General features: G+C 68.7%; 18 protein-coding genes and 1 tRNA gene. 9 read left to right on the forward strand and 10 right to left on the reverse strand.

The window, feature by feature from the left end:
- The 3 genes from CK625_RS13960 to CK625_RS13765 form a co-directional block, all read right to left on the reverse strand.
- Complete coding sequence (locus CK625_RS13960) at nucleotides 1-168, reverse strand: hypothetical protein (RefSeq protein WP_172425164.1); 168 nt, start codon at nucleotides 166-168, stop codon at nucleotides 1-3.
- A gap of 14 nt (nucleotides 169-182) precedes the next feature.
- Entirely contained in the window at nucleotides 183-1,535 is a 1,353-nt protein-coding gene (gene argG, locus CK625_RS12110) for an argininosuccinate synthase (RefSeq protein ID WP_095540584.1), read from the reverse strand.
- Nucleotides 1,536-1,657: 122 nt separating this feature from the next.
- Nucleotides 1,658-2,653 carry a GlxA family transcriptional regulator gene (locus tag CK625_RS13765; protein ID WP_143326275.1) on the reverse strand — a complete coding sequence of 332 codons (996 nt, stop codon included), beginning with the start codon at nucleotides 2,651-2,653 and terminating at the stop codon, nucleotides 1,658-1,660.
- A gap of 75 nt (nucleotides 2,654-2,728) precedes the next feature.
- On the opposite strand from CK625_RS13765, the gene CK625_RS13770 reads away from it, so the two are divergent.
- On the forward strand, nucleotides 2,729-3,616 hold the full coding sequence (locus CK625_RS13770) for a thioesterase family protein (protein WP_172425165.1): 888 nt from the start codon (nucleotides 2,729-2,731) through the stop codon (nucleotides 3,614-3,616).
- Nucleotides 3,613-4,878, forward strand: coding sequence for a beta-ketoacyl-ACP synthase II (fabF, locus tag CK625_RS12120; protein ID WP_095540586.1), 1,266 nt, complete (start codon nucleotides 3,613-3,615; stop codon nucleotides 4,876-4,878). Before CK625_RS13770 ends, fabF begins: the two co-directional genes overlap by 4 nt.
- 74 nt (nucleotides 4,879-4,952) lie before the next feature.
- On the opposite strand, the gene CK625_RS12125 is transcribed toward fabF, so the two are convergent.
- Nucleotides 4,953-5,040, reverse strand: a tRNA-Ser gene (locus CK625_RS12125).
- A gap of 149 nt (nucleotides 5,041-5,189) precedes the next feature.
- Between CK625_RS12125 and map the strand changes: the two genes are divergently transcribed.
- Together map and CK625_RS12135 are read left to right on the forward strand one after the other, a co-directional pair.
- Complete coding sequence (gene map, locus CK625_RS12130; protein ID WP_095540587.1) at nucleotides 5,190-6,008, forward strand: type I methionyl aminopeptidase; 819 nt, start codon at nucleotides 5,190-5,192, stop codon at nucleotides 6,006-6,008.
- Nucleotides 6,009-6,021: 13 nt separating this feature from the next.
- A complete protein-coding gene (locus tag CK625_RS12135; protein ID WP_095540588.1) occupies nucleotides 6,022-8,724 on the forward strand; it encodes a [protein-PII] uridylyltransferase in 2,703 nt (900 codons plus the stop codon).
- 47 nt (nucleotides 8,725-8,771) lie between these two features.
- On the opposite strand, the gene CK625_RS12140 is transcribed toward CK625_RS12135, so the two are convergent.
- Nucleotides 8,772-9,362 carry a TetR/AcrR family transcriptional regulator gene (locus tag CK625_RS12140; RefSeq protein ID WP_095540634.1) on the reverse strand — a complete coding sequence of 197 codons (591 nt, stop codon included), beginning with the start codon at nucleotides 9,360-9,362 and terminating at the stop codon, nucleotides 8,772-8,774.
- Between the two features lie 286 nt (nucleotides 9,363-9,648).
- Here CK625_RS12140 and CK625_RS12145 point away from each other — a divergent pair, with 286 nt between their 5' ends.
- On the forward strand, nucleotides 9,649-10,554 hold the full coding sequence (locus CK625_RS12145; RefSeq protein ID WP_172425166.1) for a DMT family transporter: 906 nt from the start codon (nucleotides 9,649-9,651) through the stop codon (nucleotides 10,552-10,554).
- Nucleotides 10,555-10,564: 10 nt separating this feature from the next.
- Here the strand turns inward: CK625_RS12145 and CK625_RS12150 are convergent, their stop codons facing one another.
- The gene (locus CK625_RS12150; RefSeq protein WP_095540590.1) at nucleotides 10,565-11,659 is read right to left on the reverse strand and encodes an AI-2E family transporter; all 1,095 of its coding nucleotides are present in this window, start codon (nucleotides 11,657-11,659) and stop codon (nucleotides 10,565-10,567) included.
- Between the two features lie 251 nt (nucleotides 11,660-11,910).
- On the opposite strand from CK625_RS12150, the gene CK625_RS12155 reads away from it, so the two are divergent.
- On the forward strand, nucleotides 11,911-12,441 hold the full coding sequence (locus CK625_RS12155) for an HdeD family acid-resistance protein (RefSeq protein ID WP_095540591.1): 531 nt from the start codon (nucleotides 11,911-11,913) through the stop codon (nucleotides 12,439-12,441).
- 92 nt (nucleotides 12,442-12,533) lie between these two features.
- Here CK625_RS12155 and CK625_RS12160 read toward each other — a convergent pair whose 3' ends face one another.
- Nucleotides 12,534-13,550 (reverse strand): AI-2E family transporter, encoded by a 1,017-nt coding sequence (locus CK625_RS12160; RefSeq protein WP_095540635.1) that lies wholly within the window; start codon nucleotides 13,548-13,550, stop codon nucleotides 12,534-12,536.
- A gap of 125 nt (nucleotides 13,551-13,675) precedes the next feature.
- Nucleotides 13,676-14,728 carry a phosphoribosylformylglycinamidine cyclo-ligase gene (gene purM, locus CK625_RS12165; protein ID WP_095540592.1) on the reverse strand — a complete coding sequence of 351 codons (1,053 nt, stop codon included), beginning with the start codon at nucleotides 14,726-14,728 and terminating at the stop codon, nucleotides 13,676-13,678.
- Between the two features lie 318 nt (nucleotides 14,729-15,046).
- Here purM and hda point away from each other — a divergent pair, with 318 nt between their 5' ends.
- Nucleotides 15,047-15,799: a DnaA regulatory inactivator Hda gene (hda, locus tag CK625_RS12170; RefSeq protein WP_095540593.1), complete on the forward strand. Its 753-nt coding sequence runs from the start codon at nucleotides 15,047-15,049 to the stop codon at nucleotides 15,797-15,799.
- A gap of 11 nt (nucleotides 15,800-15,810) precedes the next feature.
- On the opposite strand, the gene CK625_RS12175 is transcribed toward hda, so the two are convergent.
- Both CK625_RS12175 and folE read right to left on the reverse strand, forming a co-directional pair.
- Nucleotides 15,811-16,230 (reverse strand): BLUF domain-containing protein, encoded by a 420-nt coding sequence (locus CK625_RS12175; protein ID WP_095540594.1) that lies wholly within the window; start codon nucleotides 16,228-16,230, stop codon nucleotides 15,811-15,813.
- Between the two features lie 91 nt (nucleotides 16,231-16,321).
- Entirely contained in the window at nucleotides 16,322-17,062 is a 741-nt protein-coding gene (gene folE / locus CK625_RS12180) for a GTP cyclohydrolase I (RefSeq protein WP_095540595.1), read from the reverse strand.
- A gap of 169 nt (nucleotides 17,063-17,231) precedes the next feature.
- On the opposite strand from folE, the gene CK625_RS12185 reads away from it, so the two are divergent.
- Entirely contained in the window at nucleotides 17,232-18,716 is a 1,485-nt protein-coding gene (locus tag CK625_RS12185) for a DUF2868 domain-containing protein (RefSeq protein ID WP_095540596.1), read from the forward strand.
- Between the two features lie 6 nt (nucleotides 18,717-18,722).
- Nucleotides 18,723-20,276: a GTPase domain-containing protein gene (locus CK625_RS12190; protein WP_095540597.1), complete on the forward strand. Its 1,554-nt coding sequence runs from the start codon at nucleotides 18,723-18,725 to the stop codon at nucleotides 20,274-20,276.
- Nucleotides 20,277-20,279: the final 3 nt, after the last annotated feature.

Below are 20,279 nucleotides of genomic sequence, written 5' to 3' on the forward strand. Positions count from 1 at the left end.
TCACTCTCTCAGAACCTGTTCAAAGCAACGCCGGCCATTGTGCCAGCGCCACGCGCCCATGGCGCAGCCGGCGGCGCGCTTTGGTGCATTGCATCGCCCCATCGCCATGTTCGTGCCGTGCATGAAAAAAAACGCCTGGTCTTCGCGCGAAGACCAGGCGTTTTTCATGCGCGGCAGCTGGCTCAGCGCCCGGCCTTGCCGGCTGCGTTTTCCAGCAGCGGCACAGCGCCATCGTGGCTGTGCGTGAGCAGGCCGCTTTGCGAATAAATGCCCAGCTTGGCGCGCGTGTCCACGATGTCCAGATTGCGCATGGTCAGCTGGCCGATGCGATCGGCCGGGCTGAAGGGCGCGTCCTCGACCTTTTCCATCGACAGGCGCTCGGGCGCGTAGGTCAGGTTGGGGCTTTCGGTGTTGAGGATGGAGTAGTCGTTGCCACGGCGCAGCTCCAGCGTGACCTCGCCGGTGACGGCGCGCGCCACCCAGCGCTCGGCGGTTTCGCGCAGCATGATGGCCTGCGGATCGAACCAGCGGCCTTGGTAGAGCAGGCGGCCCAGGCGCAGGCCGTTGATGCGGTATTGCTCGATGGTGTCCTCGTTGTGGATGCCGGTGACCAGGCGCTCGTAGGCGATGTGCAGCAGCGCCATGCCGGGGGCCTCGTAGATGCCGCGGCTCTTGGCTTCGATGATGCGGTTTTCGATCTGATCGCTCATGCCCAGGCCGTGGCGGCCGCCGATGCGGTTGGCTTCGAGCATCAGCTCCACGCTGTTCTCGAAGGTCTTGCCGTTCAGCGCCACGGGCACGCCTTCCTCGAAGCGGATGCTGACTTCTTCGGCCTTGACCTCCACCTCCGGGCGCCAGAAGGCCACGCCCATGATGGGCTGCACGATGCGGATGCCGGTGTTGAGGAACTCCAGATCCTTGGCCTCGTGCGTGGCGCCCAGCAGGTTGGAGTCGGTGCTGTAGGCCTTCTCGGTGGACATCTTGTAGTCGAAACCGTTGGCGATGAGGAACTCGCTCATCTCCTTGCGCCCGCCCAGCTCGTCGATGAAGCGCTGATCCAGCCAGGGCTTGTAGATCTTCAGGCGCGGGTTGGTCAGCAGGCCGTAGCGGTAAAAGCGCTCGATGTCGTTGCCTTTGAAGGTCGAGCCATCGCCCCAGATGTTGACGTCGTCCTCCTGCATCGCGGCCACCAGCATGGTGCCGGTGACGGCGCGGCCCAGCGGCGTGGTGTTGAAGTAGGTGATGCCGCCGGTGCTGATGTGAAAGGCCCCGGTCTGGATGGCGGCGATGCCTTCGTGCACGAGCTGCTTGCGGCAGTCGATCAGGCGCGCCTTCTCGGCGCCATAAGCCATGGCCTTCTTGGGGATGGCTTCGTAATCGGCCTCATCGGGCTGGCCCAGATTGGCGGTGTAGGCGTAAGGGTGGGCGCCTTTTTGCTTCATCCACAGCAGCGCCGCGCTGGTGTCGAGGCCGCCGGAAAACGCAATGCCGACCTTCTGGCCGACGGGAATGGATTGCAAGATGGTGTTGGACATGGGTGCTTGCCCAAATGGGGCCAAAAAAATAGCCCGCCATTCACGCTGGCAGGCCAAGCCGAGAAATGCACGGCGCGCGATTATAGCGGCGCGCCCATGGCCGCCGGCGCTGGCTACCCGGGCTACCAGCTGGCACTGTGTGAGCGTTTACCCCGTGGCGAATCGCCCGCGTAGCGCCGGAACACGCGCCGAAACGCGGCCGGATCGGCATAGCCCACGCGGGCGGCCACCTCCTCGACCGTGGCATTGCTGGTCTGCAGCAGATGCGCCGCATGCGCCACGCGCAGGCGCTGCACCAGCGCGCCTGGCGTCATGCCCAGCGCCGCGTGCACGCGCCGCGCCAGGGTTCTGGGCGATACGGCCGCAGCGCGCGCCAGCTCGGGCAGCGCGATCTGCCGCTGCAGGTTGCTGAGGATGAACTGCTCGGCCTTTTGCACCGCAGGGTCGCAAACGCGCAGATGCTCCATCACCATGTAGCGCGACTGGCAGGGGCGGCTGTCGAGCAGCAAATAGCGGGCCACGCGCTGCGCCAGCGTCGCGCTGGCCATGCGCGCGATGACGGCCAGCATCAAATCGGCATGGGCGAAGGCCGCGCCGGCCGTCAGCACGCCGGGGGCCTGCACCACCATCCGCTCGGTCTCCAGCGTCACGGCGGGAAAGCGGCGCGCGAAGGCCGCGCCCAGCCACCACGTCGTGGTCGCGCGCTGGCCATCGAGCAGCCCCGCCTCGGCCAGCAGGAACGTGGCCGAGCACGAAGCGGCCAGCATGACCTGCCGGTCCGCAGCGCGCGCCAGCCACGCTGCAGCCCGGCGGCATTCATCGCCGGCCAGCCAAAGCCGCATCGAGGCTTCAGTGGCCGCAAACCAGCCGGGCACCACCAGCACGTCCGCCGCGCCCATGCCGCGCAGCTGCAGCGCGCCATCGACCGCAATGCTGCGCCCGGCGCCAGAGCGCACCGGCCGCCCATCGAGCGAGACCACGCGCTGGCGCAGCAGCCGCGCAGCATGCGGCGCAGCGGCCCCATGCCCGCCTGCCAGCTGCGCGGCCGAGGCCACGATGTCCACGCCAATGCCCAGGCTGCTTTCCGTGACGCCGTCAAAAACCAAATGCGTAATCATTTTGTCAAATATAGACCGAATATAGTCATTCTTGCCACCAGCCAGCTGGCCGTCAACCGCCTAGCATTGCGGCCCATGAAACCCATCGATCAGAACCCGCAGAACTCGCAGATCGCGCACATTCATGCCCGCTCAACCCCTGGGGCGCAACTGCAGCTCGATCCCTCCTGGTGGGGCTTTGGCGGCCTGCATGGCGGCCTGGCCCTGAGCCTGCTGGTGGCCGCCATGCAGGCCAGCGCGCAGGGGCGCGCGCTGCAGCAGGTCTCGGGCCGGTTCCGCCGCGCGCTGCGCAGCGCCTTCACGCTGCAAGTGCCCGAGCCGGCCCACGGCAAAACCGTCTCGTGGCTGGACGCCCACGCCATCGAGCAAGGCCAGGCCGCCCTGTCGGCCAGCGCCGTGTTCGCCCAGGCCGGGCCGCCCTGCGCACAGCCCATCGCCCCGCCCATGCCCGATGTGCCGCCGCCGGCGCAATGCCCGCTGTTTCAAGTGCCAGAGCAATTCGTGCCCTTTGCGCGCCATACCGAAATCCGGCCCGTGGGCCATGCGCGGCCCTACAGCGGCGCAGCCGAGCCGCAGCTCATGGCCTGGCTGCGCATCACCGATGACGAGCTGCCGCCCGACGCGGCCCGGCTGGTGGTGCTGATGGACGCGCTGGCCCCCTCCTATGGGGCCATGCTGCATGCGCTGCAGCCCTTGCCCACCGTCACCTTTTCGGTCACGCCCGGCAGCGGCCTGGCGCAAGCTGACTCGCCCTGGGTGCTGCTGCACGCCCGCACCGATGTGTGCCACAGCCAAGGCTGGCTGCTCGAGCGCCTGCACGCCTGGGCCCCAGGCGGCGCGCACCTGGGCTCGGCCGAGCAGCTGCGCGTGCTGCAGCCCCCTGCGCCCCAGGCCGCGCCCGACGCGCAAACCGCCGCGCGCGGCCAAGGCACCGCACATCCCACTGCCACAGGAGTCGCATGAAACGCATCGTCGTCACGGGCATGGGCATCGTGTCCCCCTTGGGGTGCGATGTGCAGCATGCCTGGGCCAGCCTGCTGGCTGGCCACAGTGGCCTGGCCTGCCTGCCGCCGCAGACCACCGAAGGCATTGCCGCCAAGGTGGCCGGGCTGGTGCCCGAGCGCTCGGCCCAATGCCCGGCAGGCTTTGACCCCGACTGGGCGGCAGAGCCCAAAGATCAGCGCAAGATGGATCGCTTCATCCTTTTTGCCCTGCACGCCGCACGGCAGGCGCTGGCGCAAGCCAAGTGGCAACCTGACAATGAGCAGGAGAGGCAGCGCACGGCCTCGGTCATCGCATCGGGCATTGGCGGCTTCGGCGCCATCGCCGAGGCCGTGCGCACCACCCAATCGCGCGGCCCGCGCCGCCTCTCGCCATTTACCATCCCCAGCTTTCTCGCCAACATGGCCGCCGGCGCCGTCTCCATCCAGCACGGCTTTCAGGGGCCGCTGGGCGCCCCGGTCACGGCCTGCGCCGCCGGCGTGCAGGCCATTGGCGATGCCGCGCGGCTGATCCGCACGGGCGAGGCGGACATCGCCCTGTGCGGCGGCGCCGAGGCCTGCATCGACCGCGTCAGCATCGGCGCATTCGCCGCCGCCCGGGCCATGTCCACCGGCTTTGCCGACAGGCCGCGCCTGGCCTCGCGCCCCTTCGACCAGGCGCGCGATGGCTTTGTCATCGCCGAAGGCGCTGGCCTGCTGGTCATCGAAAGCCTGGAACACGCGCTGCAGCGCGGCGCCAGCCCCATCGTCGAGCTGGTCGGCTACGGCACCAGCGCCGATGCCCACCACATGACCTCGCCGCCCGAGGACGGCAGCGGCGCGCGGCGCGCCATGCAACTGGCGCTGCAGCAAGCTGGCATCGCCCCGGCCGAGGTGCAGCACCTCAATGCCCACGCCACCTCCACCCCCGTGGGCGATTGCAGCGAGCTGCGCGCCATCCGCGCTGTCTTCGGCGGCGCAGCCGGCCCGGCCATCTCCGCCACCAAGTCCGCCACCGGCCACCTGCTGGGCGCCGCAGGCGGCGTGGAAGCCATCTTCACCGCACTGGCCATCCGCGACCAGATCGCCCCGCCCACGCTCAACCTGCAGCGGCCCGACGCCGAGGCTGAGGGCCTGGACATCGTCGGTGCCGCCGCGCGCCGCATGCGCATCGATCACGCCATGTCCAACGGCTTCGGCTTCGGCGGCGTCAATGCCAGCATCCTGTTCAGGAAATACCAATAAGCGCCTGCCCAAAGAAACCGCCAGCGCAGAGGCCACAAAAAAACCAAGTGACGCTCATCACTTGGTTTTTCCATTGGCGGAAGAGGTGGGATTCGAACCCACGGATGGTCGCCCATCGCCGGTTTTCAAGACCGGTGCATTCAACCGCTCTGCCACTCTTCCAGCAAATGTTCCAAAGGCCGCAACCGCCGCTGGCGGCGGGCTGCTGCACCGGGGCGCAGTCTGCCGTGAAGCGGCGTATTCTAAGGGCGAATTGCGCCACCCCTGGGCCCCATCGGGAGCGGCATTGGCCGGTGGGATAATCGCGCGCCATGTCCATCATCATCAAATCGGAAGCGGACTTTCCCGGTCTGCGCCAGGCCTGCCGCCTGGCCTCGGAAGTGCTCGACTTCATCACCCCCCATGTGCAGCCCGGCATCACCACGCGCGAGATCGACCGGCTGGCTGCCGAGTGCATGGCGCGCCAGGGCACGCGCTCGGCCACGCTGGGCTACCAGCCTTCGGCCGATTACCCGCCCTATCCGGGCTCGGTCTGCACCTCGCCCAACAACGTGGTCTGCCACGGCATCCCCAACGACAAGCCGCTGAAAAAGGGCGACATCCTGAACGTGGACGTGACCGTCATCACGGCCGAGGGCTGGTATGGCGACAACAGCCGCATGTTCGAGGTCGGCGAGGTTTCGATCGCCGCGCGGCGGCTGTGCCGCCTGACCTTCGAGGCCATGTGGCTGGGCATCTTGCAGGTCAAGCCCGGCAACCGCCTGGGCGACGTGGGCCATGCAATCCAGAAGTTTGCCGAGGGGCATGGCCTGTCGGTGGTGCGCGAGTACTGCGGCCACGGCATCGGCCGCAATTTCCATGAAGACCCGCAGGTGCTGCACTATGGCCGCCCTGGCACCATGGAGCTGCTGGAGCCGGGCATGGTGTTCACCATCGAGCCCATGCTCAACCTGGGCCGGCGCGAGGTCAAAGCCTTTGGCAACGATGGCTGGACCATCGTCACCAAGGACCGCAGCCTGACGGCGCAGTGGGAGCACCAGGTGCTGGTCACGCCCACGGGCTATGAGGTGCTGACGCTGTCTGCGGGCTCGCCGCCGCCGCCAGATTTCGTCAAGGCCACCAAAACCTGAGCGCCTCTGGCCCATGCCCCGCCCTGCCGCCCCAGCGCCCGCACCTGCCAAGGCATCCACCGCAGCGCCGGCCACGCCGGCCCAGCTGGCCCAGTGGCGCACGCGCCATCAGCATTGCAAGCAGGCCATCGTGGTCGAGCTGCTGCGCCCCGGCCGGCCGGCGCGGCGCATCCAGACGCTGCTGCGCCAGCTCAGCGATGCCACCGATGCGCTGCTGCTGCAACTGTGGCAGCACTGCGCGCTGCCTGCGGACTTTGCCCTGCTGGCCGTGGGCGGCTATGGGCGCCGCAGCCTGTTTCCGGGCTCGGACATCGACTTGCTGCTGCTGGCCCCCGAAGGCCTGGAGCCCGAGAGCGACGCCCGGCTGCAAAGCGCCATCGAGCAATTGGTCAGCAACTGCTGGGACGTGGGGCTGGAGATCGGCTTCAGCGTGCGCAGCGCCAGCCAGGCCATGGCCGATGCCCAGCAGGATCTGAGCCTGCAGACGGCCTTGCTCGAAGCGCGCCTGCTCGCGGGCGATGCGGCGCAGTTCGAGCAGTTTCAGCAGCGCTTTGCCCAGGGGCTGGATGCGTTGGTGTTTTTGCGCGCCAAGCTGCTGGAGATGCGCCAGCGCCACGCCCGCCATGCCAACACGCCCTACGCGCTGGAGCCCAATTGCAAGGAGTCGCCCGGCGGGCTGCGCGATCTGCACCTCATCCTGTGGGTGGCGCGCGCCGCGGGCCTGGGCAGCAGCTGGCAGGAGCTGGCCGCCAACGGCATCGCCACGGCCATCGAGGCGCGCGCCCTGCGCGCGCGCGAGGCCGAGCTCAGCCTGATGCGCGCGCGGCTGCATGCCGTCTCGGGCCGGCACGAAGACCGGCTGCTGTTTGACCTGCAGCACCACCTGGCCGCGCTGTTTGGCTACCGCTCCGAAAGCCGCCAGGGCCAGCGCCTGCCCATGCGCGCCAGCGAGCAGCTGATGCGCCAGTACTACTGGTGCGCCAAGGCCGTCACCCAGCTCAACCAGATCCTGCTGCTGAACATCGAGGAGCGCCTCAACCCCGGCGCGCACCAGCTGCGCCCGATCAATGCGCGCTTTTTCGACAAGGGCGGCATGATCGAGGTGGCCAGCGACGACCTGTACGAGCGCGAGCCGCACGCCATTCTGGAAACTTTTTTGCTCTACCAGACCCAGGTCGGCCTCAAGGACCTCTCGGCGCGCACGCTGCGCGCGCTGTACAACTCGCGCCACGTGATGGATGCCGCGTTCCGGCGCGACAGCGTCAACCGCGCGCTGTTCATGCACATCATCGAGCAGCCCGAGGGCATCACCCACGCGCTGCGGCTGATGAACCGCACCTCGGTGCTGGGGCGCTACCTGTGGGCCTTTCGCCGCATCGTCGGGCAAATGCAGCACGACCTGTTTCACGTCTACACCGTAGACCAGCACACGCTGATGGTGGTGCGCAACATGCGGCGCTTTTTCATGGCCGAGCATGCGCACGAGTACCCGTACTGCTCCAGCCTGGCCGCCGGCTGGGACAAGCCCTGGCTGCTGTACCTGGCGGCGCTGCTGCACGACATCGGCAAGGGCCGCGGCGGCGACCATTCGGAAATCGGCGCGCGCATCGCGCGGCGCTTTTGCCGCCAGCACGGCATTGCCCGCGCCGATGCCGACCTGATCGTTTTTCTCGTGCAGCAGCACCTGATCATGAGCCAGGTGGCGCAAAAGCAGGATTTGAGCGATCCGGACGTGATCGCCGCCTTCGCCCAGCGCGTGGGCAACGAGCGCCGCCTGACCGCGCTGTACCTGCTGACCGTGGCCGACATCCGCGGCACCAGCCCCAAGGTCTGGAACGCCTGGAAGGGCAAGCTGCTCGAAGACCTGTACCGCGCCACCGCGCGCCTGCTGGGCGGCAACCGGCCCGACCCGCACGCCGAGACCGAGCGCCGCAAGGACGAGGCCCGCGCCCTGTTGGGCCAGGGCAGCGCCGCCGACGCGCCCACGCCAGCGCAGCTCGACGCCTTCTGGCAGCGCCTGAACTTTGGCTACTTCATCCGCCACAGCGCCGATGAGCTGGCCTGGCACGCGCGCCACCTGGCCACCACCACCGCCAGCCCGCAAGCGGAGCAAGTGACTCAAGCGCCGCAGGTGCTGGCGCGCCAATCGGCCCTGGGCGAAGGCCTGCAGGTGACCATTCACGCGCCCGATCAAAGCGATTTGTTCGCCCGCATCGCCAGCTACTTCGATCAGGCCGAGTATGAAATCCTCGACGCGCGCATCCACACCACGCGCGATGGCTATGCGCTGGACAGCTTCCAGATCGAGCTGGCCCAGGCGCAGGCCGAGGAGCCGGGCAGCGCCCCGGCGCACGCGCGGCATGTGGAGCGAGCCCTGGCGCAGTACCTGCAGCGCGCCGCCGCCCTGCCCCCGCCGCGTGCGCGGCGCGCCTCGCGGCGCGCGCGCCACTTCCCAGTCAACACCCGCATCCGGCTGGAGCCCGACGACAAGGCCGAGAACTGGCTGCTGTCCATCTCCGCCGCTGACCGCCCCGGCCTGCTCTACGGCATTGCCTGGACGCTGGCGCAATGGCAACTCGACATCCTGCTGGCCAAGATCAGCACCCTGGGCGAGCGCGCCGAGGACAGCTTCCTCATCCGCGGCCAGGCCTTGCGCGATCCACAACTGCAGCAGGAGCTGGAGCGCGCGCTGATGGCGCAATGCCAGCTCGGCTGAGCACGGCCGCCTTTGCGCTGCGCCCCTGACAGGCCGCGCAGCGGCCATCAGCGCAGCAGCAACTGCACGAACACCTGCGCCTGCGCCTGCAGTTGCGCGCGCTCGCGCTGGATGCGCTCCATCACCGCCAGCCCGCGGGTGAAGGTCAGCACGGCCTGGGCCGTGGCCTGCGGCGGCAGGCGCAACTGCCCACGCAGCTCCGGGCTGTCCAGCCGCTGGGCCAGCAGCTGCTGCAGGCCCAGCAGGAACTGCTGCAGGCGCTGGCGGATCGGGCCGTCGGCCGCCTGCAGCTCCATGGCCGTGCGCGTGGTCAGGCAGCCATGCGCCGGCCGGCCGCACATGTTGGACAGCGCCACGTCAAAAAAGCCCTGCAGCACCGCCGCGGCACTGCCCGCGTCATCGGCAGCGCCTGCGCGCCAGGCCGTGTGCAGCTTGCGCTCGAAACGCTGCGCATACAGATCGAAGGCGCGCAAGAACAGCGCCTGCTTGCTGCCAAAGGCGTGGTAGAGCGAGCCGCGCTGCACCTGGCTGGCCTGCGCCAAGTCCTGCATCGAGCTGGCCTGCCAGCCCTTGGCGCGAAACACCTCCAGCATCCGGGGCACGATGGCCGCCTCGTCAAACTGTCGTACGCCGCTCAAGCGATTTCCCTTTCTTGACACACCCGTCAAAATTGACAACACTGTCAAACATCAAAGCCAGCCCGGCTGCGCAAGGCGCGGCCGGGCCCATCGTATCAAGACAAGGCCGCAGCGGCGGCGAAAGGCCCTGATGATGCAAACCAAGCAATGCGCTGCACGAGCCCGGCAGCCAGCAGGCGCCGCAGGCGCTGCGGGCCAGGCCGACATGCCGGGCACAGGCCACAGCCCTGGTGGAGATGGGCCACACGGCAAGTCGCCCGGGGCCGCCGCTGCGCACGCCTCTGCCATGCCTGCCGAGCAGCCCGGGCGCTTCTGGCTGGGCGTGGCCTGCGGCGTGGGCTCGGCGCTGATCTGGGGCGCCTTCCCGGTGATGACGCGCCTGGGCGTGGCCTATTCGCCGCTGGATGCGCTGGACATCGTGTTCATCCGCTACTTCTTCTCCGGCCTGTTGCTGGCGCCCTTTTTGCTGCGCAAGGGCCTGGGCGGCATCCCCTGGTGGGGCCTGGCGCTGATGGTGCTGGGCATTGGCGCGCCCTACATGCTGGTGGTGGCGCAGGGGCTGCGCCAGGCGCCGGTGGAGCAGTTCGCCTCCATCGTGCCGGCCAGCATGATCGTGTTCTCGCTGGCCATTTCCATGATGCTGCTGCGCACCCGGCTGCGCCGCAGCGAATGGCTGGGCATTGCGCTGATCGTCATCGGCATGGCGGCCGTGGCGCTGCACAGCATGCGCACGGCAGGCCTGGGCGCGGCGCAGGCCTATGGCCTGTTCCTGCTGGGTGGCTTGCTGTGGGCCGTGTACACCGTCACCGCCAAGGCGCTGTGCCGCTCGGCCTTTCACGCCACGGCCATCGTCTCGGTGCTGTCCATGTTGGTGTTTGCGCCGCTGTACCTGCACGCCAAGGGCCTGGCCCTGCTGGCGCAGCCGTGGCAATTGCTGCTGCCGCACATCGTCTATCAGGGCTTGTTCGTCTCCATCCTGGCCCTGTACCTGTACAGCCAGGCGGTGCTGCTGCTGGGCCCGGCCGTGGGCAGCCTGTTTGCCGCACTGGTGCCGGGCCTGGCCACGGTGATTGCCGCGCTGTTCCTGCATGAGCAACCGGCGCCGGCCACCATCGCCGGCCTGCTGCTGGTGACGCTGGGCATGGGCGTGGCCTTGTTCAGGGCGCGGCCAGCGCCGCCGCCGGCGCGCTGATTGTGGCGCCTCATTGCAGCCGCGCTGCGGCGGTGCGCTCTTGCTGCTCGAACACCTGCACGTCGTCGGCCAGCAAGATGGCCAGCGGCCGCGTGCCGGGGAATGCGGCCAGGATGATGGCCAGCATGGCCGTCAAGGGGATGGCCAGGATGGCGCCGGCAATGCCCCACAGGCTGGACCACAGCGACAGGGCCACCAGCACGACCACCGGCGAGAGGTTGACCTGGCGGCCGATGGTGCGCGGCTCCAGCACGTTGCCCACGTACAGCTGCGCCGCCGTCAGCAAGGCGGCCACGGTCAGCGTGGTCTGCAGCGAGCCAAATTGCGCCAGCGTCAGCAGCACCGGAAAGCACACGCCCAGGAACGAGCCGACATAGGGGATGTAGTTCAGCAAGGCAATGATCAGCGCCCAGAACAGCGCAAAGTCCACGCCGAACCACCACATCACGGCAAAGGACAGGCCGCCGAGCACGACGTTGATCAGCGTCTTGGTGGCCAGGTAGTCGCCAATGCGGCTGTTGACCTCGCGGATGATTTGCTGCGTTTGCTGCGCGCCCGCGCCGGACATGGCCACGGCCAGCTTGTGCGCAAAGCGGCCGCGCTCGCCCAGCAAAAAAGCCATGTAGATGATCACCAGCAGGCTCAGGCTGAGCAGGGCCCCCACCGAGCCCAGGGCGCGGCCCAGCAGGGCCTGCAGGTTGAGCTTGTCCACCGTGGCGCTGCGGATGCTGCGCCAGCTGGCCTCCTGGTCGAGCTCCAGCGCCGTGGTGATGCGCGTGAAGATTTGCTCCAGATTGGCCTGGTAGCGCGGCGCGGCGGCCAGCACGCTCTCGGCCGTGCCCACGATGATGTTGATCAGGGTCACGACCAGCGTCACAAAGCCCAGCAGCACCAGCGTGCGCCGCGCCCAGGCGGGCCAGCGCCGCAGCCCGGGCAGGCGCCCCAGCCAATCGGCCGCCGTCACCAGGATGTAGACGGCGATCAGGGCCACCAGAATCGGCGTCAGCACGCCCTGGCCCAGATGCAGCAGCCAGCCAATCATGATGGTCAGCAAGAGCGCATGAACCAAGGTTTGCAAGGGGCGCGCAGGCGCGGAAGAAGTCATGGTGCATCCCACAGTGGTCGATCATTCCTAACGCTGGCGCAGCATACGCGGTTTTGCGCGCCGGCCGCACGATGGCAAGCAGCCGGCGCGCAGCCAGCACGCGACAGGGCCGGCGCGGGTTTTGCCGCAGAATGCGGGCCTGCCCCGCAGGCGTTGTGCGGCCTTTGCTGCAGCCCGTGCCCAGCGCCTCCAGAGCATGTGATGGGATGGCGCGCTTGGGGCCATCCATTGATTTCAAGAGGAGAAGACAGATGACGTCCGCATGGTGGTTTTGGCTGTTTGCCGGTCTGGTGTCGCTGCTGGGCGGCGTGCTGGCCTTGTTCAACCCGTTTGCCGCCACCTTGACGGCCGAGCTGCTGGTGGGCTGGACCTTCGTGGCCGTGGGGGCCGTGGCCCTGCTCTCGGCGCTGCGCGAGCGCGGCAAGGGCGGCCGCCTGATGAGCGTGCTGCTCGGGCTGGTGGCCTTGATCATGGGCATCGAGCTGCTGGCCAAGCCACTGAGCGGCATCGTCTCGCTGACCGTGGTGGTGGGCGTCATCCTGATCGTCAGCGGCGTGCTGCGCATCGCTTTCGCGCTGCGCCAGCCCAGCAGCCCGGCGCGCTGGGCGCTGCTGCTGTCGGGCCTGCTGTCGCTGGTGCTGGCCGGCATGATCTTCAGCGGCTTTCCCCAATCGGCCGCCGTTGTGCTGGGCCTGTTCCTGGCCATCGAGCTGATCGCCAATGGCGTGGCGCTGATCATGCTGGCGCTGATGCGCAAGGCCTTGCTGGCGCGGCTGCGCTGAAAGCGCCTGCGCAAGACCTTGGCGCGGCCGGCAACGCCTTGAACAGGCGCTGAGGGCTTGCGTTGCGCCTGGGCAAAGGGCGCGCAAGTTGTTTACACCAATCGCGCCGCTTCGAGCTCTTTCTTCAGGTAGGCATAGAACAGCGGCGCGGCCACCAGGCCAGCCGGGCCGAACAAGGCCTCGCTGAGGAACATCACGGCCAGCAGCTCCCACACGGCGATGTGCGTCTTCTGCCCGACCACCTTGGCGTTGATGAAGTACTCGGCCTTGTGGATCAGCACCAGAAAGGCCAGACAGGCCAGGGCCGTCATTGGCGAGACCGACAGCCCCACCAGCGTGATGACGACGTTGCACAGCAGGTTGCCGACGATGGGCACCAGCCCGGCCACGAAGGTCAGCGTGATCAGCGCCGGGGTGTAGCGCAGCTCCATGCCAAACAGCGGCAGGATCACCAGCAAAAACAGCGCCGTGAGCACGGTGTTGAAGCTGGCGATCCAGAACTGGGCCGTGACGATTTGCCGGAATGCCTCGCCAAAGCGCGCCACGCGCAGCTTCAGAGCGTCGGTCAGCGGCGCGTGCCAGCTGGTGTGCACCCGCACGGCGGCCAGCGCGCCGATGAGCAGGCCCACGTAGGCGTACAAAAAGCCCAGCAGCCACACCCGCCCTGCATTGGCCATGGCCGCCGCCTTGGACCAGAGGTAAAAGGCCACCGTGCGCTGAAAGTCCTCGGCCTCGGCCGGCAGCATGCTGGCGATGTCCTCGGGCAAATTGCTGCGGAACTCCAGCACCACGCGCGCCACGTAGTCGGTCAGCTCGGTGAATTGGTGCGGCGCAGTCAGCAGCACGCCCCGGTAGCGGCTGAGCGTGAGGAACAGCACCAGCAGCGGGCCGATGATGACCAGCGTGCAGGCCAGGCTGGACATCCAGCGCAGCACGCTGGCCGGCGGATGCCGCCAGCGCAGGCGCACCAGGCGCACCAGCAAGGTGTTGAGCCAGCGCGTGAGCAAGAACCCTAGGCAGGCGGCCAGCAGCCCGGGCAAGACCCCCACGACCATGACCAGCAACAGGCCCGCGGCCATGAGCGCGTAGCTGGCCGCGCGGATCGGCATGGCCACGTGGCTGTCCAGCCCGGCGCTGGCCACCGGCGGCGCGCCGTGAATGGCCGGCTGCGCCGCCGCAGGCACGGGTGCGGGCGCGGGCATCGAGGAAGGGGCGCTGGGCGGCTGCACGTTCTTCAAACCACGGTCACGGCCGCAAAGCCGGCATCGCGCGGCACGATGCGGCCAATGGTGTACACCGTCTCGCCCTGCGCCTGCAGCGTCTGGGCCACGGCCTGGGCCTGCTCGGGCGCGACCACCAGCACCATGCCGATGCCGTTGTTGAAGGTGCGGTTCATTTCCACGTCGTCGATGCCGGCCGTGGCCTGCAGCCAGGCAAACAGCTCGCTTTGCGGCCAGCTGCCCGCCTGCAATTGCGCGCCCAGCCCATCGAGCAGGATGCGGGGGATGTTCTCCAGCAGGCCGCCGCCGGTGATGTGCGCCAGGCCCTTGATGGGGTGCTGCGCCAGCGCGGCCAGCACGCTGCGCACATACAGGCGCGTGGGCGCCATCACCGCCTCGCGGAAGGGCTTGCCATCGAGCGTGGCCGGCAATTGGCTGCCGGCGCGGTCGATGCACTTGCGCACCAGCGAAAAGCCATTGGAGTGCACGCCGCTGCTGGCCAGGCCCAGCACCACGTCGCCCGCGGCGATCTGCTTGCCGTCAAGGATCTTCGACTTCTCGACCACGCCCACGGCAAAGCCGGCCAGGTCGTACTCGCCCTCGGGGTACATGCCGGGCATTTCCGCCGTCTCGCCGCCGATCAGCGCGCAGCCCGAGAGCTCGCAGCCGCGCGCAATGCCGCCGACCACGGCAGCGGCCGTGTCCACGTCCAGCTTGCCGCAGGCAAAGTAGTCCAGGAAGAACAGCGGCTCGGCGCCCTGCACCAGCACATCGTTCACGCTCATGGCCACCAGGTCGATGCCCACGCTCTCGTGCATGTTCCACTCAAAAGCCAGCTTGAGCTTGGTGCCCACGCCATCGGTGCCGCTGACCAGCACCGGCTCCTGGTACTTCTTGGGCACCTCGAACAGCGCGCCAAAGCCGCCGATGCCGCCCAGCACGCCTTCGCGCAAGGTCTTGCGCGCCAGGGGCTTGATGCGATCGACCAGGGCATCGCCGGCGTCGATGTCGACACCGGCGTCTTTGTAAGTCAGGGGCTTGGGCGCGCTGGAAGGGGTGGAGCTCATGGGAGAAACGCAATCGGGCCGGCCCAGGCAACAGGCCAGCGGCAGGACGTTGGGGGAAGACCAGAGCAGCGGCGCACACGCAGCGCGCCAAGCCCCGGCAAGGCAAGCCCGCCAAGCACACGGCAGCGTGCTTGGCGGGCATTAGAATCGGCCCGCATTCTAAGGGAGGGCTGGGCGCCCAAGAGCGCACAGGCCCTTTCCTTTGACGGCGCCCTACCCACACCCCATGGCATTTCCAAGGCAAAGCCGGCCGGCAACGCTGGCTGAGAATGAGGCTGGACTTGTGAAATGACATCACACACCCACATCCACACCCACATGGAGCAACTGGCACTGGACATTGGCCTGACCCCGCAACCGAGCTTTGCCCGCTTCGAGCCCTGCGGCAACGAGGCAGCGGTGCAGTGCCTGCAAGAGGGCATCGCGCAGCTGACAGCGCCCGCCCCGGCCAGCGCGCCGCTGCCGGTCTATTTGTGGGGCGCTGCGGGCACGGGCAAAAGCCATTTGCTGCAATCGGTGGCGCAGGCCCTGCAGGAGGCAGGGCTGGCCGTGGGCTGGCTGCGGCCCGGCTCGCTGCAGGCTGCGGGCGGCGCGCCGCCGGAGTTCGACCCGCGCTGGCGCGCCATTTTGCTCGACGACGTCGGGCAGTTCGACCCGGCCACGCAGCAGTGCGCCTTCAACTGGTTCATCAATGCCACGCACCCGGGCGAAGGGCCGCCTTGCTGGGTGCTGGCCGCCGGCGATGCCCCGCCGGTGGATCTGCCGCTGCGCGAGGATTTGCGCTCGCGCCTGGGCAGCGGCCTGGGCTTTGCGCTGCAGCCGCTCAACGACACGCAGCGCCAGCAGGTGCTGCAGCGCCAGGCGCAAGAGCGCGGCGTGGTGCTCAGTGACGAGGTGGCGCAGTACCTGCTCGGGCGCTTTGCCCGCGATCTCTCCAGCCTCAGCGCCCTGCTGGCCCAGCTCGATGCGCATGCGCTGCGCACCCAGCGGGCCATCACCATCCCGCTGCTGCGCCAGATGCTGGAGCAGCGCAGCCCCGCCGCGCCGGAAGCTGGCAGGGGCCTGACTTAGAGCCTGGCTGATTACTTATGGGCAATCGCCGCCGTGGCGACCAAGTCCAGCAGCATGGCGCGCACCGACGGGGCCGAGAGCTGCCCGGGCGTCAGCGGCAGGCGCTCGGCGTACTTGAGCAGAAACGGCGTGCCCAGCTTTTCCAGCTTGACGTGGCCCAGGGGCCAGTTGGCGAACTGGCGCTCGCTGATCTCCTCGCAGTACAGCAGCTGCGCCTGCTGGTGCCTGGCGTCCTGCAGCAGCTGCGCGTAGGTCTGGCTGACGGCGGCGCGCTCGCCCTCCATCACCTGCAGATACATGCCAAAGCCGCTGCACAACACCCCGCTGATGCCCTGCTGCTGGTTGTGCCGGCGCCCGCTGGCCAGAATGGCGCTGACGGCTGCGGCCGCATCCGGGGCGGCAAGGCTGGCATAGGCCAATTGCACTAACATGGCTGCACTCCTTTGCTGGATCGGGGTTGTGGAGTTGGGCGCGGGCGGCTGGCCCACGCCGGCACGGCGGCATCCGCGCAAGCGCCTGGCCTCAGGCGCTCTTGCCGCGGTTGGGGATCAGGGAGAGGAACTCACGGCGCAGGCTGGCGTCCTTGAGGAACACACCGCGCATCACGGAGTTGAGCATCTTGCTGTCCATTTCCTTCACGCCGCGCCAGGACATGCAGAAGTGGCTGGCCTCCATGACGATGGCCAGCCCGTCGGGCTGGGTGCGCTCCATGATCAGGTCGGCCAGCTGCACCACGGCCTCCTCCTGGATCTGCGGCCGCCCCATCACCCAATCGACCAGCCGCGCGTACTTGGACAGGCCGATGACGTTGGTGCTCTGATTGGGCAGCACGCCGATCCAGACCTTGCCGATCACCGGGCAGAAGTGGTGGCTGCAGGCGCTGCGCACCGTGATCGGGCCGACGATCATCAGCTCGTTGAGGCGCTCGGCGTTGGGGAACTCGGTGATCTCGGGCGCGGCCACGTAGCGGCCCTTGAACACTTCGCCAAGGTACATCTTGGCCACGCGCCGCGCGGTGTTGCGGGTGTTGTGGTCGCCCTCGGTGTCGATCACCATGCTGTCGAGCACGGCCTGCATCTTCTGTTCGACCTCATCGAGCAGCTGCTCCAGCTCTCCGGGTTCGATGCAATCGGCAATGTTGTCGTTGGCGTTGAAGCGCCGCTGCTGCGCCTTCAGACGCTCGCGGATCTTGACGGAGACGGGCACGCCCTCATCGTGGTGCGCACCGGGCGCTGGCGGGGGAAAAGACGGGGCTTTGCGCATGGCATTGGGCTTTCAAAGACCGATTATCATAAGTCAAGGATTGCCCGCAAAAGCCCGGCCTGCTTGCCCTGGCAGCGCTTGGCCCCCCATTCGATGATGGCGCCCCGGCCCGCGCTGCCATGCCGCCCCACCAACCCCCTCCTGCAGCGCAGGCACCACCGCAACACCCATGAACGAACAACAGTACCGCGACGTATTGTTGGCCAAGGCTCTCGAGCAGCGCCATGCCGACACGGCCAGCACGGCGGCGGCCCCATTGCTCAATGCCCAGGACCTGCGCGCCGCCACTGAAAAGGCGCTGCACGAAGCGCCCACGCCGCGCAGCGGCGCAGCGGCGCAACCGCGCCAGCTCGAACGCCTGCTCGTGCGCCGCGCCGAGCATCTGCTGCAAGCGGCCCATGCCCGCGCCCCCGGCCTGCAGGCCTTGCGCAAGCCGCCGCGCGCCGCGCAATGGCTGTGGTGGCTGCCGGTGCTGGCCCTGCTGCTGGGCTTTGCCAGCGAGAAACTGGGCCAGCCCCACCGCCTCAACCTGGTGGCATTGCCCTTGCTGGCCATCGTCGGCTGGAATCTGCTGCTGTACGCCAGCGGCCTGCTGCGCAGCCTGTGGCGATTGCGGCGGCTGCGGCGGCCGCGCCCAGCACCGGCCGCAGCTGCGCCGGCCAATGCGCCCTGGGAGCCGGCGCTGCGCTGGTGGTCGCGCAGCACCCTGGCCATGCAGGACGAGCGCCTGCGCGAGGTCTATCAGCGCTTTGTGCAGGACTGGACGCCCTACCGCCAGGCGCGCCAGGCCCGGCTGCTGCGCGCCTGGCTGCACCTGGGCGCCGCCGCCCTGGCGCTGGGCATGATTGCCGCCATGTGGGTGACGGGCATGTTCGTGGAATACCGCATCGGCTGGGAGAGCACCTGGCTGAGCGCGCCGCAGATGCAGGCCCTGGCCAATGCGCTGAGCTGGCCGGCCCAGCAGCTGCTGGGCATGGCCCCCTGGTCGCTCGAGCAGATCGAGCGGTTGCAGGCCTGGCCGGCCGGCCAGCAGCAAAGCGGCCAGCAATGGATCATGGCCTACAGCCTGCTGCTGGCCCTGGTGGTGGTCGTGCCGCGCCTGCTGCTGGCGGCCTGGCACTGGAGCGCGGCGCTGCGCCAGTCGCGCGCGCTGCACCTGCCGCTGGCCGAGCCCTACTTCCAGGGCCTGGTGCGCGATTTCTCCAGCGATGCCACGCACATTCTGGTACTGCCCTTCAGCATGTCGCTGGACGAGGCCCGCCAGCAGCGCCTGCGGCACTTCGTGCAGCAGCAATTCGGCGCCGCCGCCCACTTGCATTTCGGCCCGACCCTGGCCTATGGCGAGCAAGCGAGCCAAGGCGGCAACTATTTCAGAAACACGCTCGAGGCGCACACCCCCAGCCTGCAGGCGCTGCTGTTCAACCTCTCGGCCACCCCGGAGGAAGAAACCCATGGCAGCGTGCTGCGCCAGTTCGATGCCCACGTGAGCGGGGCGCGCAGCGTCTGGCTGTATGGCCACGAGCTGGCCCAGCGCCTGGGCCCGGGCGAGGCCGCGCGCCAGCGCCTGGCCGAGCGCTGCCACCTGTGGCAAACCTTCGTCGAGCACCACGGGCTGCACGCCGAGTTCATTGGCACAGACCTGCCCAGGAGATAACACCGCATGGCCCAGGATGTCATTGCCATCGCCCCCGGAACCCACGTCCAGCTGTGCCTGATCTCGCACACCAACATCGGCAAGACCACGCTGCTGCGCACCCTGCTGGGGCAGGACGTGGGCGACATCCGCGACGCCGCGCACGTCACCGATTCGGCCGACTCCCACGTGCTGGTGCGCACCAGCGAGGGCGACACGCTGACGCTGTGGGACACGCCCGGCTTTGGCGACTCGGTGCGGCTGCACCAGCGCCTGCAGCAGCAATCCAACCCCATCGGCTGGTTTCTCAGCAACATCTGGGACCGCTGGCGCGACAAGCCCTTCTGGATGAGCCAGCACGCCCTGCGCGCGGCGCGCGACAGCGCCGACGTGGTGCTGTATCTGGTCAATGCGGCCGAACATCCGGACGACGTCGGCTACCTGGACGCCGAAATGCACCTGCTGCGCTGGCTGGGCAAGCCCGCCATCGTGCTGCTCAACCAACTGGGCGCGCCGCAAACCATCGCCCAGCAAGATGCCGACCTGCGCCTGTGGTCATCGGCCCTGGCGCGCTACGCGCCCATGGTGCAGGGCGTGCTCGCGCTCGATGCCTTCACCCGCAGCTGGATCCATGAACAGCGCCTGCTGCACCTCGTGCAGCCGCTGCTGCCTGCGGCCAAGCAGCCGGGCTACCAGCGCCTGGTCAGCGCCTGGGAGAGCGCCAACCAACAACGCTTTGCCGACAGCATGCAGCACATCGCCGCGCTGCTGATCGAAGCCGCGCAGGCCCGCCAGCCCGTGGCCCAGGCCAGCGGCGGCGGCCTGCCCTGGGGCGGCATCAAGAAAATCCTGCAGCCCGGCGCGACCTCGGCCCCCGAGGCCGCCGAGCAGCAGGCCATGCAGCAACTGCTGCTGCAGGTGCAGCGCCAGGAGCAGCGCTGCCACGAAGCCCTGCTGCAGCTGCACCGGCTCGATGGCCGCGCCGGGCAAAGCATCCGCGAGCAGCTCAGCAGCCACTTCACCGTGCAGCAACCGCTGGACATGCGGCGCATGGGCCTGTGGGGGGCCCTGGGCAGCGGGGCCGCTGGCGGTCTGGGCGCCGACCTGGCCACCGGGGGCCTGAGCATGGGCATGGGCGCCGTGCTGGGCGCGCTGGCCGGCGCTGCGGCCTTCGCCGGCGCAGCATTGGGCCTGAACAAGCTGCGCGCGCACAACGAGCACCAGGTCACGCTCTCGGAAGAATTCCTCGACGCCCTGCTGCACGGCAGCCTGTTGCAATACCTGGCCATCGCCCACTTCGGCCGCGGCCGCGGCCTGTTCACCGAGACGCAAACCCCGGCACACTGGAACGACACTCTGGCCCAGCAGCTGCAGCCGCGCCTGCCCCAGCTGCACGCCATCTGGCAGCGCCTGCGCGCAGGCGACGACGACGGCGATGCCGCCCCTGCCGCCGGCGGCCACGACCCGGCCAATGCCATGCCCGATGCCCGGGCCGCGCTGCAGGCCTGCATCAGCGAAATCGCCATGGACACGCTGCAGGCCCTGTACCCGCCGCCGGTGCAGCAGCGCATCCGCCACTGAGCC

Source organism: Vandammella animalimorsus (assembly GCF_002285265.1).
GTDB lineage: Bacteria > Pseudomonadota > Gammaproteobacteria > Burkholderiales > Burkholderiaceae_C > Lampropedia.

Excerpts from the sequence above, each read along its gene's own strand:
- CK625_RS13960 (WP_172425164.1), bottom strand. The coding sequence starts at position 168 with ATGAAAAACGCCTGGTCTTCGCGCGAAGACCAGGCGTTTTTTTTCATG.
- argG (WP_095540584.1), bottom strand. The coding sequence starts at position 1,535 with ATGTCCAACACCATCTTGCAATCCATTCCCGTCGGCCAGAAGGTCGGC.
- CK625_RS13765 (WP_143326275.1), bottom strand. The coding sequence starts at position 2,653 with ATGATTACGCATTTGGTTTTTGACGGCGTCACGGAAAGCAGCCTGGGC.
- CK625_RS13770 (WP_172425165.1), top strand. The coding sequence starts at position 2,729 with ATGAAACCCATCGATCAGAACCCGCAGAACTCGCAGATCGCGCACATT.
- fabF (WP_095540586.1), top strand. The coding sequence starts at position 3,613 with ATGAAACGCATCGTCGTCACGGGCATGGGCATCGTGTCCCCCTTGGGG.
- map (WP_095540587.1), top strand. The coding sequence starts at position 5,190 with ATGTCCATCATCATCAAATCGGAAGCGGACTTTCCCGGTCTGCGCCAG.
- CK625_RS12135 (WP_095540588.1), top strand. The coding sequence starts at position 6,022 with ATGCCCCGCCCTGCCGCCCCAGCGCCCGCACCTGCCAAGGCATCCACC.
- CK625_RS12145 (WP_172425166.1), top strand. The coding sequence starts at position 9,649 with ATGCCTGCCGAGCAGCCCGGGCGCTTCTGGCTGGGCGTGGCCTGCGGC.
- CK625_RS12150 (WP_095540590.1), bottom strand. The coding sequence starts at position 11,659 with ATGACTTCTTCCGCGCCTGCGCGCCCCTTGCAAACCTTGGTTCATGCG.
- CK625_RS12155 (WP_095540591.1), top strand. The coding sequence starts at position 11,911 with ATGACGTCCGCATGGTGGTTTTGGCTGTTTGCCGGTCTGGTGTCGCTG.
- CK625_RS12160 (WP_095540635.1), bottom strand. The coding sequence starts at position 13,550 with ATGCCGATCCGCGCGGCCAGCTACGCGCTCATGGCCGCGGGCCTGTTG.
- purM (WP_095540592.1), bottom strand. The coding sequence starts at position 14,728 with ATGAGCTCCACCCCTTCCAGCGCGCCCAAGCCCCTGACTTACAAAGAC.
- hda (WP_095540593.1), top strand. The coding sequence starts at position 15,047 with ATGGAGCAACTGGCACTGGACATTGGCCTGACCCCGCAACCGAGCTTT.
- CK625_RS12175 (WP_095540594.1), bottom strand. The coding sequence starts at position 16,230 with ATGTTAGTGCAATTGGCCTATGCCAGCCTTGCCGCCCCGGATGCGGCC.
- folE (WP_095540595.1), bottom strand. The coding sequence starts at position 17,062 with ATGCGCAAAGCCCCGTCTTTTCCCCCGCCAGCGCCCGGTGCGCACCAC.
- CK625_RS12185 (WP_095540596.1), top strand. The coding sequence starts at position 17,232 with ATGAACGAACAACAGTACCGCGACGTATTGTTGGCCAAGGCTCTCGAG.
- CK625_RS12190 (WP_095540597.1), top strand. The coding sequence starts at position 18,723 with ATGGCCCAGGATGTCATTGCCATCGCCCCCGGAACCCACGTCCAGCTG.